This window comes from Bartonella sp. AC130YNZD, from assembly GCF_042196865.1.
Taxonomy (GTDB): Bacteria; Pseudomonadota; Alphaproteobacteria; order Rhizobiales; family Rhizobiaceae; genus Bartonella.
In genome coordinates this window covers 1-16287 of sequence record NZ_JBHIQZ010000025.1, presented here as the reverse complement: position 1 = coordinate 16287, position 16287 = coordinate 1, and the positions used below count along the sequence as shown (strand labels likewise).

Here is a 16287-nt window from a genome sequence, read left to right as displayed (position 1 = left end):
CCAATGTTGCGACAGATCTTGCATTAAGACGGTTCATAAGAGCCATTTTTATTCCTTTCTTATACAAATTTGATCCACACACTCATCCCACTTGTTATGTGCAAATGAGTGGTTTTGATTGATTCAAGATAAGCAGGTTTGAAATAAGAGAATCCTACGTTATTCGAGACTCTCATTCAATATGCAAAGCAGTGAATTATCATTATAAATCAATATCTTGAACAGACAAGGAGTAAAATTAAATCAGTTTAATTGTTTAAAGCTAATACCTGTTAAACGAAAGACAATAAACTTTAATGAGGCTTAAAGTTTTAAAATATTAAGCTGTGTGGTTACGCTATGCTGTCTTTCCGTTAGCTAAACCTCTAAAAATATAAATATTAAGAAAGCCACTCAGATTCATTATAATATATTGATTTATAAAGAATTAATTATTCTTTGTTTGAAAAAAACTTTACTATCATAAACTTCTTTTGTTTCAATCCCTCTTATAATAAATTAATTAAAATCATTCATTTGTGCATCATAAATGGGATTAACGTGTGGATAAAGACTATTGAAGAAAGGCATAAAAATAATTCTTATTAATGTTCTTAAGTGCTAAAAGTTATCATAACATTGGAAAAATAATATAATGGCGCAGGCTTGCTCTTTTATTAAGTATAAAGATGATGGTGCAACAATAGCTTTACTATTATACCATTTACGGGTATTGTTGTGTAATGGAGAAGAGCGTTGAGAGAGGTTTCTTAAAAAAGATATGTAAATTGGCAACACGATGGTGTTTTGTTCTTTTATAGGTACATAAAAAAGAAGTCATTGATAGCCTTTTATTTATTCAGGTGGTGTTTTGGGGGCTCTTTTCCAATATTGTTGCACCTCAAAAATGACGACCACAAATAATGAAAGGATGAGCGGTATAATCAAATAAAACATTCTAAAAACAATAAGTGCTGCAATAACATCGGTTGGATTTATATTGGGCATGCCTGTTATGAAGAGAGCTTCAAGAACTCCTACTCCTCCTGCTGGAGCATTAGAGAGAAGAGTTATCGTAAAAGATGCTAGGAAAACACCAAGAACAGATATAAAATGAATATCTGCGTTATGTGGGAGAACAGCATATATAATTCCTGCTGCTCCTAAAAGCTCTAGAGGGCTAATGAGAAGCTGTTGAATAACAATTTTCAGCCGTGGATAGGAAAGTTGAATTTTTTTACCCAAGCGTAAGGGTTTTAACTGAAGCCAGCTGCCAAACGTATAAAGTGCTATACAGCTGAGTAAAATTGCTCCAGCCGTTGTTCCGAGCCATTCAGGAAGTTCTTTATGAATGAGGGTGATAATTTCGGGTTGCAGCACCAAAACGATTCCCAAAAGTAAGATTGTGCCGATTACAAAAGTAAAAGAGCAAAAACCTACTAATATTGCGATTTCTGTTCCGTTTAATCCTTTCATTTTATAGGCGCGATAGCGTACAACGGCACCAGAAAAAACTGAAGCACCGATATTGTGTGAAAGAGCGTAGGTTGTAAATGAACATATAGCGATAAAAATCCAAGAAATTTTATGGCCTAGATGTTGCAAGGCAATTCGATCATATCCAGCAAGAGCAGCATAAGCTAGGAGAGAACATAAACAGGCTAATAACCAGTGCTGTGCATTTAAATTGCTCAAGCGCTCCAATACATCCCCAAATGAAATGGCAGAGAGCTTCATGTAAAGAATTCGAATAGATACCAGCATTGCTAAGATACCAATCAATGGCCATATAAATTGCTTTATTTTCACGATTCTGTATCCATTTTATGTTTTCTGTAAATTTTCATGATTGAGCATATTCCTTACAGATCTTCGTTCTGTTATATACTCTATAATGCCATTGGCAATTTCTTCATCATCTGTTACTACAACATCAGCACCTAAATCAATGAGATATGTTGTTTCTGTGTCGGATAATGCATGTGTGATTATCTGGATATCTTTCTTCATATCACGGATATTTACGATACATTCTCCTACTTCAATGGTACTTCGCATTGTAATAACAACTTTATGTGCATTATTTATATTTGCTGCGTTCATTATTTCTTGTTGAATGATATTGCCGCAAATAGCCTCAAAGCCATCTGCAATCGCTTTATCAGAGAGGCGTTTTGATTCTTCTACGATCACTATAGGTTCACCTCTATTTATTAAAGATAATGCAACACACTTACCGATACGACCATAGCCAATAATTACGATATGGTTGTTTTTTAAGGTCATCGGTAAAAAATCTTGGTCAGGATCTTGTGGATCAATATCAATAATTGTTTGGGTATTTTGTGAAGATGCAGAATTTTTTTCTAGACGTTTTTTAATTTTATTACAGGCAATGAAAACAAGAGGATTGAGCAAAATAGAAAAAATTGCTCCTCCAAGAATTAAATCATGAGCGTCATTGTTTAAAAGTCCTAAGCTTAAACTTAAACCAGCAAGGATAAAGGAAAATTCTCCGATTTGGGCAAGGCTTGCAGAAATAGTCAAAGCTGTTGCATTAGAATAGCGAAAAGCTTTAACGATGAAAAAGGCAACAGCAGATTTTCCGATTACGATAATGAATAAGGTTGCTAAGAGAGGGAAAAAATGAGTTAAGAGTTTCTCGGGGTCAAATAACATGCCTACAGAAACAAAAAAGAGAACAGAAAAAGCATCGCGCAGTGGTAAAGATTCTTCCGCGGCACGGTGGCTTAATTCTGATTCGCTCATGACCATACCAGCAAAAAAAGCACCAAGAGAAAGAGAAACTCCAAATAAATGAGCGGCTCCGAAAGCTACTCCTAATGCAATAGCAAAGACGCTAAGACGAAATAATTCACGTGATCCCGATTGTGCGCTTATTTTTAAAAGCCATGGGATAACGCGTCGCCCAATGACGAGCATAAGTGCAATAAATACAATTACTTTTAGGATGGTGAGACCAAAAATACCCCAAATACTTAAATCCAACCATTGAACAAGAGGATCCAACGCTTCTTTTTTGGTATTGCTGAGGGCACTTGCCAAGGAAGGGATGAGGACAAGTATAAGGACCATTGCTAAATCCTCAATAATCAACCATCCAACGGCAATGCGTCCTTTTTCTGTTTCAATAAGATGACGCTCTTGCAAAGCACGTAGCAGGATAACGGTACTTGCTATGGATAAAGCAAGACCGAAGATCAAACTACCACTAAAGCCCCATCCCATAATCAGACCAAGGCACAAACCTAGAAAAGTAGAAAATGCCATTTGTGCAATAGCAGCGGGAACAGCAATAGCTTTGACAGATAAAAGGTCTTTTAATGAAAAGTGGAGCCCAACACCAAACATCAGCAAAATAATACCAATTTCAGCAAGTTGATTAATGATGACGGAATCTATTTTAAATCCGCCTGTATTGGGTCCCACAATAACACCAGCTAACAAATAGCCTACAAGTGGTGAAATACGTAAACGGCTAGCAATCATTCCCAAGAGAAATGCTAAACATAAGCCTGCAACAATAGTTGTGATAAGTGGTGTGTCGTGGAGCATGGAGTATTTACTATTCTTGATCAAAAAGCGAATGAATGAAAACGACTATATTTCTATGAGAAGAGAGGCGAGATGTACCATACGCATTAAAGGGCATTTTTATTTCACTTTGATATTTGCACGATTATTTCTCTCACGCCACCAATTTCCTAGCAGGAGTAAAATAGGAGCAGCAATAAAGATAGAGGATGATGTTGCAATAATAATCCCAAAGACCATGGGTAATGCAAAATTATGAACAGCACTTCCACCCCATATCGCCATGGGGAGCATCGCAAGAATTGTTGTGGCTGATGTAAAAAAACAACGTACAAGAACCTGATTAATGGACAGATCAATTAGTTCGCGCAACGGCATTTTTTTATAAAGACGCATATTTTCGCGCATCCTATCATAGACGACAACTTTATCATTTATAGAATATCCAACAATTGTTAAGAGTGCGGCGATAGCCGTTAAATTAAAATCAAATTGAAATAAAGCAAAAAAGCCAATCATTTTTGTGGTGTCTAGAATGAGAGTGATAATTGCTCCAATGGCAAAGAACCACTCGAAGCGTAACCATATATAGAGAGACATGGCAATAGCTGCAAGAATAACAGCAGTAAAAGCAGCTGTGGCAAGCTCACCTGAAATTTTGGGACCAACAATTTCTATTTGATCGAATGTGGTATCGGGATAGATATTTTGTACAGCTGTTTTGACCTTATCAATGGCGGTGGTTTGTTGTGCTTCGCCACCGCTTTGTTTCTGCATGCGAATTAATACGGTATTTTCGTTATCAATATTTTGCAAGGTAATTTCACCAATATTAAGAGTAGAAAGCTTGGAACGCAGAGTTGCTAGATCTGCTGGTCCTTTCGTGGTAATACTCATTTGGCTTCCGCCAATGAAATCAATACCAAAATTCAATCCAGGCTTAAAAAAGAGAAAAACTGAAGCCATTGATAAAACAATTGAGACGCCAATACCAATGAAACGTGCTTTCATAAAGTGGAAAGTTGTGTTTTGTGACATGATGTTGAAAGCAGAGTGAATATGCAATTTTTTAATTTTCCATTTACGAACGATCCAAATCATGATGATGCGTACAATGGTGATATTTGTAAACATGGAGATGATAATACCAAGCAACATTGTTACGGCAAAACCACGAACGGGACCGGTCCCGAACCAAAATAGTAAGACGGTCGCTATAATTGCTGTAACATTTGCATCAACAATGGTTGCAAAAGCGTGTTTAAATCCACGATCTAGGGCTGCAAAAGCACCCACACCTTTTCGACTTTCTTCACGGATACGTTCATTGATAAGGATATTAGCATCAACGGCAATACCGATACCTAAAATAATACCAGCAATACCAGGCAGCGTAAGCGTAGCTCCCAAAAGACTCAGTGCAGCAAATGTTAAAATTGTATGCAGAGCTAGCGCTATATTGGCAATTAATCCCCAAATACGATAGAGAAGAAAAATAAAAATTGCAACAAGAATAAAGCCAATTATGCCGGTGTAAAGTCCCATTTGGATGGCATCAGCACCAAGATTTGGACCTACAGTTCTCTCTTCAATGACCGTGAGTGGTGCGGGGAGGGAACCAGCACGAAGCAGAGCAGCCAGAGTTGAGGCTTCTTTGGGGTCAAAGTTTCCTGTAATTTGACCTTGTCCATTGGGAATGACACTATTGATGGTCGGAGCGGTTAAAACCTTATTATCCAGAACAATGGCAAAAGGACGGTTAATATTTTGTCGTGTTATATCAGCAAATATTTTTGCGCCAGCGGAATCTAGCGTAAATGAAATAATGGAACGTCCTGGTATTTGGGGGTCAAAACCTGCACGGGCATCTTTCAGGACATTTCCATCTAAAGCAATTTGATCATAAATTGCATAATGTTGTGTTGCATCAGTGTATCCAGGGAGAATAGAAACACCTATAGGGGGATTATTGGGGTCCACATTAGAAGGAACAAGATGAAAACTCATCTTAGCGGTTGTTCCTAAAAGATCACGCAGTTGTTTTGGATCTTGTAGTCCAGGCAATTGGACCATAATACGATCATTTCCAACCTTTTGGATGGCTGGTTCTGAAACACCAACTTGATCTATACGACGACGGATGATTTCTAAGCTTTGTTCAATAGCATTGCTGACACGGTCTTTTATACCAGCTTCTGTTAATGTGACGCGGAGAGTTTCATTTTGAGCACTGATCGTGATGTTATGTTCTGTTGTGCCAAAGCTACTGTGTATGGGGGTTATTAATGTTTTCAAAGCAGAGAGTGCTTTTTCAGTTTGCGATGGGTCAGAAATAAGGGCAATAACGCTATCTTCAATGATACGCACACTTGAGGTGCGGATTTGTTTTTCACGCAATACATTGCGCACATTGCTTAAAACTATATGTAACTGATCGCGTTTTAACGTTTTGCTATCAACCTCGAGCAGGAGAGAAGAGCCTCCTTGAAGGTCAAGACCAAGTGCTACACGGGTGTGGGGTAAGAATTTCGAGTTTTTAACTTGTTCGTGTGAAAATAAATTGGGTAAGGCAACATAAATGCTGCTTAAAAGAATAAAACAATAAAGGGTAGTTAACCAACCAGGTGTACGCATGATATATTCCGTAAATAGGCAATCTAACAGTTATTCAAAGTTAAAAGCACAAGTAAAATAAGATGATCGTTTTTATATTCAAGGAAGAGAATTAAGTGTGTTCATTGGGAGGAGCGCGTTTATTTGAGAAATATTGTGTTTTAACGTTACGAAATCGTGTGTCAACAGCTGGAATCCTTATTAAAAAGAAATCCAATGTTAGGATTTTTTGAAAGGTCCTCATAAAAATAGATTCTGTATGGAGTGTTACAAGTTTTTTGTTTTCAGTTGTGGTAACATTCACATGATCACACTTATGATGTAAATCAAATCTATTCGTTTTAATGACGTTATTGGTGTGTGATTGTTTGATTAAATAAGCACGCGTTTCTAGGTTGCTCGTCAAGAATACACCTAAACTGGATAGAAAAATCCAGGTTGTCAAAGGAAGAAAATCTTCTTTTTTGCAATAAAGGTGCAAAAAAAACATGCTAGAGTGCCTTCTTTAATCTTATTGAGTTCAGCTTATTTATCATTCTTTTATCTTATTATCAGTATTATAGGATAAGGGAAAGCTTTTATAAGATTATTCTATAAAAGTTGAAAATATCTACTTTATACCATATTTAAAAGAGAGAAATAAAATCCCTTTTGTGCTCATAAGGTAGATATGTATTCATTTTGTAGAAAAAACATCCACATACTTTTCCTTCTTTTGGGGATTATCTTTGTATTTAATTCTGGTGCATGGGGTAATAGGGGGGCACAAAATACAATTGTCGAACAAACGATAGCTTCTTATTCAGTTGATGAAATTATTCAGCAACAACAGTTGATTATTGAGACTCTTGAAGAAAATACTGAAACTTTAAAAAGAGATTTTGACAGAAAGCCAGAAGATGAGCGTGCTTTAGAAGAATTACGGTTACGTGCACAAGATATCAGTGAACGTGCTATTGAGGCAGCATTTGTTTTGCGTCTTCCTCTTAATGAGATTAATACACTTCTTGATCAATTAATGGAGCTCCATCGTGACGTGAAAAAACTGAAAAGCTCAGTGAAGGAATATTCCTACTTGATAGAGCAAAAAGCTAAAATTAACAGTATCATGCTTCGTTTTGAAGCAATTTTCTTAGCGGCAAATAGAATAGCTGAACTTTCTATTTCTCAATCTCGGGAGCTTTTTAAACGCACGCTTACGTATAGGCTTGAGTTTTCGATTCCGATGGTTAAACATCTCGCCCAAAAAACAAAAGAGGCTTCATCAGATTTTCTTGTGTTGTTAAATTCTTGGTGGAATTTTATATTTTACTTCAAGTTTTTACAACTATTTCTTTGCTTTTTAATTCCATTTTTTATTACTTTGGGACTTTCGTATTTTTCTCAAAAAGTTCTTGTTCATGTGTATTGCCACTTTACGAAGTCTAATGAGGAAATATCTTATTTACAACGCTTATTGATCGCCTTTATTTCAGTTCTCTTACCTTCACTTGTATGTATTCTTTGCGTTTATCTTGTGTTGTTTTTGTTTCGTAGTTTTAACTTAGATCAAGGTAAGCTTACAACAGTTTTTGATATGATAGGTTGTCAAATTATTTTATTATTTTTAATCAATCGATTAGCGGTTGTTCTTCTATCATCGAATAGGCCCCATGTGCGTCTTCTCAGTATTGCACCATCATCTGCTTATCAATTAGTGATTTTACTCACGTCTTTAGGGGGTATTTTGGCATTTGACGCTGTTCTTGATAGTATTTATCAAATCATTTCAGCGCCTCTATCTTTAACAATTGCTAAAAGTTTTATTGCTGTTTTTCTTGTAGCGATATTGCTATTTATAATATCAGTTGTACCTTTGCGGTTTAGACGTAGGCGTGTTCAAGAAGAAAAAAAAGAGCCATACTTTTGGCCATTTTATATACGCATTCCTCTTATTGGCTTGGGGTTACTGCTCTTTGTATTGAATTTTTTAGGTTATGTTGGTCTTGCGCGTTTTATTATGCAGCAAATTATGATTGATGTAGCATTTTTAGTTCTTATGTATTTAGGAATACAAAGCGCTCAAGCACTTGGAACTAAAGACCAATTTATGAAAACAACGGTTGGTCATCTTTTGATGCAGAGGTTTCATTTAGAAGAAAAAACGATGAATCAATTGGGAGTTTTTATGAGCGTTTTTCTCAATTTATTTGTTGTTATATTTTGTGCAATGCCAATTGCTGTACAGTTTGGATTTTCCTATTCTGATTTAAAAGCAGTTTTGTGGCAATCGGTGACCGGTTTTCAGATTGGAAATATTAGTCTTTCTTTGATTTCTCTTGTAACAGGAATTATTTCTTTTTGTGTTTGCTGGTTTCTTATTCGCCGATTTATTGGTTGGTTAGATAATGTGGTGTTGGTTCATGGAGAGTTCGATTCTGGTATACGTAATTCTATCAAAACAGTGATAAGTTATGGAGGCGTTGTTGTATCTGCTTTGACCGGATTATCAATGGCAGGTTTGGATCTTAGAAATTTCGCTCTTATTGCTGGAGGACTTTCACTTGGTATAGGTTTTGGTTTACAGAATATTGTCCAAAACTTTGTCTCTGGACTTATTATTTTAGTTGGAAGACCATTTAAAATAGGAGACTATATAGAATCTGGATCAGTAGGGGGGGTTGTTAAGCGTATTAATGTGCGTGCAACGGAACTTGAGACCATTCAGCGTAAGACGATTATTATTCCCAATTCAAGCCTTATTAATAACAACGTTAGTAATTGGACACGACGTAATAAAGTAGGACGAATTGATATACCAGTTACTGTATCATCTAAGGTTGCTCCAGAGCATGTTGCTGAAATTTTGTTAGAGATTGCTTCTGCGACAGAAGGCGTTTTAAAAAATCCTATCCCACAGGTAAGTTTTACAGCATTTGATCGTAAGAGTTTTTCCTTTAATTTGGCTATTTATGTGCCTAATATTACCTCATCTTCTCATGTAACCAATGCTCTTCGATTTAGCCTATATAAGCGTTTTGCTGAGGAAGGAATCTTAGAATGCTAAAATATACTTATATTTTTATTACAGTTATTCTATTAAGTATTTTTACCATAACAGCTTTTGCTGCAACAGTGAAGAATACTGATTTAAAGATACAATCTCTTATTGTTGTTGAAGGAAGTATACCTTCAAAAATTTCTTTAAATACTCATCAAACAATTACAATTTGTATGAAGGGATGTTTTATAACTTTTCCTAATAAAGACCGTTTTGCAATAAAGGCAGATGATAATATAGAAATCAGTAGGGGAAGAGCAATTTTTAAATAAAATGATTGAGATTTTTTGTTTGGGGACAAGATTTAGAAGGATAATGATATTGTCGTATTAATAATCTCATCCTTTAGAAAATGGTAGAAAAAATGTATGATTTTAGTATAAAATAGATGCTTTTTTTATACTATGTAGAATCTACATTATGCATTTTGGATGTAAGAATATTGAGGTATTTATAATATTGTTAATGAACATCGCTTCTCTAAAAATAATTACATCATTTTTAGATTTTTTTTCATTAAAAATGCATAAAATATACTATTTTGTGATTTTTTTTGCGGTATTTTTGATACAAAATGTTTTATATTTCATCCTTTTAAAAATATAATAGGTATTTTTATTAAATATTTATTATTTGAAGTATTCATTATTATAATATTTTAAAATTTATTTGATAATATTAAATTTTGGTGTAATGATATATTATTATAGTGATAAATTTAAATGTAAATATAAAGGAGTACATGCAATTTTACAGCATAAGATTTTATAAAACTTTGTTTTTCTAAATGTGATTTTTTATTATATTTAAATTTAGCAATGGGGTATAATTTTATGAATACAAAATTTATAACAGCATCTGTTTTTTCTTTGATTTCACCTTCTATAGTACAGGCTGCAGATGTGGTGGCTCACGAAGAGCCATTACATGTTGCCTCAGAAGTTGTTGCTTCTTCACCTTTTTCTTGGGCAGGTTTTTATTTCGGGGGGCAAGTTGGTGGCTTTTCAAGTAAGACTTCTGCAATAACGCGTGATGTTGATATTCCTCTCTATCCCGATGAGGAGAGTAAAAGTAAACCATGGGTGCCTGTCGAGAAGCAGTATATGCCTGAGCTTTCTGGATTTATAGGTGGTTTTTATGCGGGTGTTAATTTTGATCTCGGTAATAATTTTATTGTGGGGATTGATACGGATATGCTTTTAACGGAAAAAAAGGATACAAAAACAAGATTTCAGGCTGATGAAACGAGTGCAGGTGGTCCTGACACTGGTGGATCGGGCACTGAAGGATCGGGTACTGATACTGAGGAATTAGGTACAGAAGGAAAAAGTCGAAAAAAGGCAAAACTTGTCAGAAGACAGGGTAGAGACTTTTCTCGCTCTTCTGCAGAGGATAAAGAAGAGAAAGACAGTTTAACGTTTAATCATACGTTAAAACAAAAATGGACAGGTGCTACACGGGTGCGTGTTGGGTTTTCTGCGGGGCATGTGATGCCTTATATTGCTGGTGGTGTTGCTTATGGACAGTTTCAAGATATTTTGTCGACAGTAATTACGGGAGGTGAGCCATTTAATAGGACATCGGATGTAACAAAAACGATGATTGGTTATACTCTCGGTGGTGGTGTTGATTTTGCAATGACAGATCATCTTGTTGTGCGTGCGGAATATCGTTACTCAGATTTTGGTAAAAGGAAATTTAAAGACGAGATTGAAGTTAAGTATAAGACGAATGATTTTCGCGCAGGAATAGCTTACAAATTCTAATTTTGTAGGATAAAGGAGCTTAAATTTAAGAGGTCCTATTTCTTCGATAGGGCCTTTATTTTTTAATTTTATGCATTGTAAACACTATTTTATGGTGAAAAAAGGGGGGGGGTGACTTTGAGTGAGAATGAGGAGGTAAGGAAGAGTTACTCAGATTCTTAATTGTTAAGAATAAAAAATTTTTAGTTCACGAGGTGTGGTTGAAACATTTGTTGGCAAAGAAGGATTGCTTCGTCTTTCATATTATTACAGTTATCACTTTATAATACCGTTATAGAATTGCAAACAGTAAACTTAAAGAGAGTTTTTACTATCTAAGTAATGAGAAAATAAAGAAAATTCACATAGAGTGGTGCGGACGGCGTGCACGTTTGTGCAACAATTTTTTCTTCCCTTAGAACTCTCTAGAATATCACCTGATAGCACAGTTTATCTTTTTTCTATTTAATAACTAATCGTTTTTATTTTATTTATTAAATTGCCTTTTATATATAATCTTGGTACCAGATGAAAGTGCTCCAAGTGTAATTCAAAAGGTGTTTTTTAAAAAGGTGGTTCGAAGAACGTGATAGACTGTCTGTCTTATCTGTAAAAAATCTATCTAAAGGAAAATATGCTGACAGAGCTGGTTTATGGCTTATCAAAACTACACCAGATCAAGGATGATGGGTTTTTAGGTTTGACCTCAATAAAAGACGACGAGAAATGGGATTAGGCTCTTGTCGCAATGTATCTTTAAAAGAAGCACTGTTCAAAGCTTTAGCTTGTCGTGATCTTTTAGATCAAAGAATTGACCCAATTCGCCGAAAACAAAAAGAAAATTTACGTCGAGCAGGGGGGTAATTCTTTACGAGAAATTGCCTCTAGTGTTTTTGAAGCGAAAAAAAAACGAATTGAAAAATGAAGGAAAAGCAGCAAGCTGGTTAACACCTCTTGAGTTACATGTTTTTCCTAAACTTGGTGATACGCCAATCATTGAACTGACGAAAATTGATATAAAAGGATGCATTTCTCCCATTTGGAAGACAAAAAACGAAACAGCAAGTAAAGCTCTATCCCGCTTGAATATAGCTATAAAACATGCGGCAGCACTTGGTATAGATGTGGATATGCAATTAAAAGCAAAAGCTTTATTAGAAAAGTTTATTCAAAATACCCAAAATATTCCAGCAATGCCATGGAAAGAAATGCCTAAGTTTTTTCAATCTTAAAATGATGAGCTTGTATCACATCTAGCCTTAAAACTTCTTATTTTGACGGTTTTTTGTTTTATACCAATCAGGCATATTCGATCAGAAGAGATTTATGGATCAATATGGATTATCTCAAAAGAAAATATGAAGAGAATTGTTGGAAAGATTTCTGATTTTCATGTGCCGCTTACAGCTGAAGCGCTTGCTGTTATTGAAAAAGCAAAAAATAGAAAAAATGGTTTTTTATTTGCTGAGAGTTTTGAAAAGCCTATATCTGATGTAGCACTTTCTAAATTCATGAAAGACAAAGGTTTTGATTATAGACTTCATGGTTTCAGATCGATTCTGTGGGACTGGATAGCAGAGACAACGTCAGCACCATTTGAAATTGCAGAATCTGTTCTTGCGTATTCAGTTGGGAATTCAGTGACAAAGGCTTACATGCGGACGGATTTTTAGAATAGCGCCGTGCCCTCTTAGAACAATGGGCGTCTTTTATATCCGGAGAGGCTTGATAATTGTTATATCTATTATCGCGTCAGGTGTCTAAGAAACACTTAAGCGATTAGCGGATAGATTACGATATAATCTCTCTTTCCTCGCTTTAAAGAGCATTTCAGGACGCGTGCAAATATAAAGCGGATAGCTATAGACCTCCGGCTTTACCCATGCATTACGGTCGTGGTCGACGATTAGCATCGTGTAGAGAGGTTTTCCAACCGTGTTGGCAAAATCCAAGCTTTCACCAGGAGCAAAGGTTTTTTGGAAGACACCAGGTGCATCAACAGGAAAGAATTGACATTCATCAGGCTTAATTCCTATGGCGCGTTTGGTTCCAGCCTTCGCACTCACATTATAGTTATGAATGCTGCGATAATTGATAAAGGTTACACCAGCAAAGTCAAAACTGCCAAAGCTCCCAGAGCCAAGAGCGCTTGGTGTTGCAACACCTCCGGCGCTATTGAGTGTTTGTGCTAAGGCTGTGTTTAAATAGGTCTCACGAATTGTTTTATGGTTTTTCAACTTGGAAAAGAATTCATTTCCACAAAGCCCAATAATGCGTGAACGATCAGAAAACGCTCCTTTTGAAGCCTCAATCATCCTCATAATGACTTGGTCAACATGGTCAGCAACATTGGTTGTCTCAACATTCAGTTTAAAGTCAATGGGCTTTGGTGGTGTGATTTCCCATTCCTTGTACCAATCGACAATCACGGAGCCATCAGCATCAAGGACAACCCCTTGAACAGCGCCAAGTTGCATGTTTTCCCATGTCAATTCGATTTCAGAAATCAGTTTCTTTTGTTTTCTGGCAATATATTTCATTGCTGTCTCTAACTGATCTTCTGCGCCAAATTCACGACGGTTCTGGATTTCTTCTGATTTTACGGTATCACTTTTGGCAATCCGTGTTGTTTTGAAAAACCGAAGATTACGACCCTCTCTATCACCTTCTGCCAAAGGTGCGCCACGTTCACTGGTTTGAATAAGCGAAAATGTGTTATCACGCCGTTCAATCCCAACCACTGTGGTACTGGTTTCAACTTCCTCAAAAAGATTAAGAGAGCTCACAAGACCAGGTTGAAACTCATAGTTTTCAATCGCTTTCATCATTGTGATGCTTGAGAAAGCATCATGTTTAAAAAAATTCATATCCATGTGTGCATTCTCCTATCGCAATAGAATGTTGTTATGGTCTTCTAAAGACTGAATGGCTGCTTTCTTCTGCTCGTCTGTGATGGCATCTGGCCATAGCAGTTCAGAAGCTTTTACAGTGCATAAGCGTGCTGTAATCACGGCGCGTTGATCTGCTTCTGTTGCGTCAACAGTGGCAAAAGAAATCCCTGCCGGTGTTTGACTGCCATCTGATGCTGCTGGATTAAGAGGGACATAGTATTCCGTTGCGGTTATCTTTCCCATGACAGTTCCAGCTTCAATGAATGCTCCTGATGCAAACAGCACTTCTTCGTTTGACATATCAGGGTCGTAGGGTCCAAGATAAGCGCCATTGCGTACGTCGTCATAAATAATATTCGTCATTTCACTGCCCTCCAAGCTGCTTCCCATTTTGCGTGAATCTTTGCCTTGCTCGTCCCATCACTATGAGGGGTGTAAGGCGAGACTTTTAAAGACGCGCTTTGAGAGCTAGCAGCTGTCAACACACACTGGCGTGCTTTCTCAAGACTCATACCGTTTTGAATAGCTTTTGCTGCGTCAAAAGAAACGCCTAAGTGCTTTGCTTGCCTTTCAAGGGTTGTTAGTGCTTTTGCGCGCTTTCTTTCTTTTTCAAGAGCAGCTTTTATGTTTTCCTGCTTGTCTTCGTTGTCTTCTTCATCGTCGAAGTCTTCGGCGTTTTTGTCGATGTCACTATCGTCTTCGTCCTCTTCCTCGTCATTGATGATGTCGACGATCTTTTCGTCATCCTCTTCTTCAGCGCGATATTGTGTGCGTGCCATGTGTTTTGTCCTTCTTTTGTTGCTATTGAGGTTTGTGATATGGAATCCGTTAAGGCTTCCAAAGCTTGCGCAAGGGTCCCCTGCGCATCTGCTAATCCAAGCGTGATCGCTTGGGTGCCTATAAAAGTTTCTGCTTTTGTGTTGCGAATTGCATCAGCGCTTAAGCGTCTATTTTTCGCCACCAAATCGACAAACATCTCGTAGAGCAGGGCGCAATCGGCTTGCATTTTTATCTGTGCTGTATCGCTCAAGGGTTCGTGAGGGTTGCCATGAACTTTGTGATCACCTTCAAAGACAAAGGTCCATTTATGCCCGTGTTTTTCATCCGCACGGGACTGGTCAAGATGGGCGCAAACAACCCCAATCGAGCCCACAACACCCGTGCGAGCAACCCATATTTGAGAAGCCGCACAAGCAATGGCATAAGCTGCAGAACAAGCAAATTCATTGGCATGCGCCCAAATGGGCTTGGCGTATTGTTTTGAGAGTGTTTGAAACTCTTCAACCAAATCAAACACACCGCCGGCTTCTCCACCGCCGCTGTCAATATCAAGTAAAACAGCGCGAACATCAGGTTGTGCAATGGCTTCACGAAAAGAAGCGCTTAAACCTTCATAAGAGGTTAGCCCCGATAAAGCCCCAAGCCATGCACCGCGACGCACAAGCGTGCCATGAACCGGTAGGATAGCAACATTGTTTTGTACTACATAAGTTTCAGGGGGGCTTAAAGCCGTTGTATCCCCTTGCGCAAAAGCCCCAATGGGAAACTTTTCTCCCTCAAAAAGACGCGGTGCAAGAGCATTCAAAATGACATCAAGTTTTGTCGAGGCAAGCATGTGTGGAACCCCAAAAAGCCGTGATGCCAAGAACGGCATATCAAGATTATTCACCATTTTTATGTGCCTCACTGCCTTGGTTACTTTCATAACTCTCAGAAGTGTCTGAATCTGCGGTATCAATCGCTTGATTTTCACCAGAGGGCGCTGCCATATCCGTGTCAAAAGATAAGCCGCGCGCACGAGCGTCTGTGTGCTCTTCTTCAAGTTCGGCATGAATGCTGTCGATATCAAAGCCGCGCTCGGCAAGCGCCATGCGTCGTGTTTTCAAGCCAGCACGAATTTCTTCTTTTTCTGCTGTGATATCCTTGTTTGGATCAATCATTTCAAGGGGTGGTGCAAAGCTTTCACATTGAAGCCATGGCAAGGAATTTTCTTCCCAGCCTGGCAAATTGACGCATTTGACAAGCACTGCCATTTCAACAAAACGCTCCCAAACAATGCGATTAAACTGAAAGGCAATGATATGTTCACGCCATTGTTTAACATGCCGTCTAAACTGAATGATAGAGGTACGCACATTAGAAAAATTGCCGCGCGTAACGTCTCCAGTCACAACGGCATAAGGCATATTAAGAGCAGAACAAATCTTTAAAATATTACGATACTGAAAAGCCTCATAAGAACCACCAACTTCAACAGGGGTTGAAAATGTAATTTGTTTTTCGCCATCCACCATGTTGACCGATCCAGGATAAATTTTATCCACGTCAGGTGCCTCTTCAGTCTTCTTTGGGGGCGTCGTTTGTTCACGATTTTCCTCTAATGCCGTATCATGAGATTCCTTCCCTGTAATAAACACCGCAAAAAGAGCCGCTGTCCTTTTTCGATCAAGTTCTGCGTCGTCAT

General features: G+C 37.5%; 14 protein-coding genes. 6 read left to right on the top strand and 8 right to left on the bottom strand.

The window, feature by feature from the left end; translation table 11 throughout:
- Positions 1-834: 834 nt before the first annotated feature.
- The 4 genes from ACFINU_RS07840 to ACFINU_RS07825 all read right to left on the bottom strand — a co-directional run bounded on the left by ACFINU_RS07840 (position 835) and on the right by ACFINU_RS07825 (position 6637).
- Positions 835-1788: a YbhN family protein gene (locus ACFINU_RS07840; protein ID WP_375618653.1), complete on the bottom strand. Its 954-nt coding sequence runs from the start codon at positions 1786-1788 to the stop codon at positions 835-837.
- Positions 1789-1803: 15 nt separating this feature from the next.
- Positions 1804-3555 carry a YbaL family putative K(+) efflux transporter gene (gene ybaL / locus ACFINU_RS07835; protein ID WP_375618654.1) on the bottom strand — a complete coding sequence of 584 codons (1752 nt, stop codon included), beginning with the start codon at positions 3553-3555 and terminating at the stop codon, positions 1804-1806.
- Positions 3556-3654: 99 nt separating this feature from the next.
- Entirely contained in the window at positions 3655-6168 is a 2514-nt protein-coding gene (gene secD, locus ACFINU_RS07830; protein ID WP_375667522.1) for a protein translocase subunit SecD, read from the bottom strand.
- 91 nt (positions 6169-6259) lie between these two features.
- Positions 6260-6637: a hypothetical protein gene (locus tag ACFINU_RS07825; RefSeq protein WP_375618656.1), complete on the bottom strand. Its 378-nt coding sequence runs from the start codon at positions 6635-6637 to the stop codon at positions 6260-6262.
- A 180-nt stretch (positions 6638-6817) separates the two neighbouring features.
- Here ACFINU_RS07825 and ACFINU_RS07820 point away from each other — a divergent pair, with 180 nt between their 5' ends.
- From ACFINU_RS07820 to ACFINU_RS07795, 6 genes are all read left to right on the top strand, one after another.
- The gene (locus ACFINU_RS07820) at positions 6818-9193 is read left to right on the top strand and encodes a mechanosensitive ion channel domain-containing protein (protein WP_375618657.1); all 2376 of its coding nucleotides are present in this window, start codon (positions 6818-6820) and stop codon (positions 9191-9193) included.
- Positions 9187-9459 carry a hypothetical protein gene (locus ACFINU_RS07815; protein WP_375618658.1) on the top strand — a complete coding sequence of 91 codons (273 nt, stop codon included), beginning with the start codon at positions 9187-9189 and terminating at the stop codon, positions 9457-9459. Before ACFINU_RS07820 ends, ACFINU_RS07815 begins: the two co-directional genes overlap by 7 nt.
- 561 nt (positions 9460-10020) lie before the next feature.
- Positions 10021-10953: an outer membrane protein gene (locus ACFINU_RS07810; protein WP_375618659.1), complete on the top strand. Its 933-nt coding sequence runs from the start codon at positions 10021-10023 to the stop codon at positions 10951-10953.
- Positions 10954-11658: 705 nt separating this feature from the next.
- Positions 11659-11796, top strand: a complete 138-nt coding sequence (locus ACFINU_RS07805) for a hypothetical protein (RefSeq protein WP_375618660.1) — start codon at positions 11659-11661, stop codon at positions 11794-11796.
- 50 nt (positions 11797-11846) lie between these two features.
- Entirely contained in the window at positions 11847-12164 is a 318-nt protein-coding gene (locus tag ACFINU_RS07800; RefSeq protein WP_375667520.1) for a phage integrase central domain-containing protein, read from the top strand.
- A gap of 126 nt (positions 12165-12290) precedes the next feature.
- Entirely contained in the window at positions 12291-12605 is a 315-nt protein-coding gene (locus ACFINU_RS07795) for a hypothetical protein (protein WP_375618662.1), read from the top strand.
- Positions 12606-12692: 87 nt separating this feature from the next.
- On the opposite strand, the gene ACFINU_RS07790 is transcribed toward ACFINU_RS07795, so the two are convergent.
- The 4 genes from ACFINU_RS07790 to ACFINU_RS07775 all read right to left on the bottom strand — a co-directional run.
- Positions 12693-13805 (bottom strand): major capsid protein, encoded by a 1113-nt coding sequence (locus tag ACFINU_RS07790; protein ID WP_375618663.1) that lies wholly within the window; start codon positions 13803-13805, stop codon positions 12693-12695.
- Between the two features lie 12 nt (positions 13806-13817).
- The gene (locus ACFINU_RS07785) at positions 13818-14186 is read right to left on the bottom strand and encodes a head decoration protein (RefSeq protein WP_375618664.1); all 369 of its coding nucleotides are present in this window, start codon (positions 14184-14186) and stop codon (positions 13818-13820) included.
- A 259-nt stretch (positions 14187-14445) separates the two neighbouring features.
- On the bottom strand, positions 14446-15495 hold the full coding sequence (locus tag ACFINU_RS07780) for a S49 family peptidase (protein ID WP_375618665.1): 1050 nt from the start codon (positions 15493-15495) through the stop codon (positions 14446-14448).
- A partial coding sequence (locus tag ACFINU_RS07775) for a phage portal protein (protein WP_375618666.1) occupies positions 15485-16287 on the bottom strand: 803 nt, incomplete at its 5' end. The genes ACFINU_RS07775 and ACFINU_RS07780, both read right to left, overlap by 11 nt.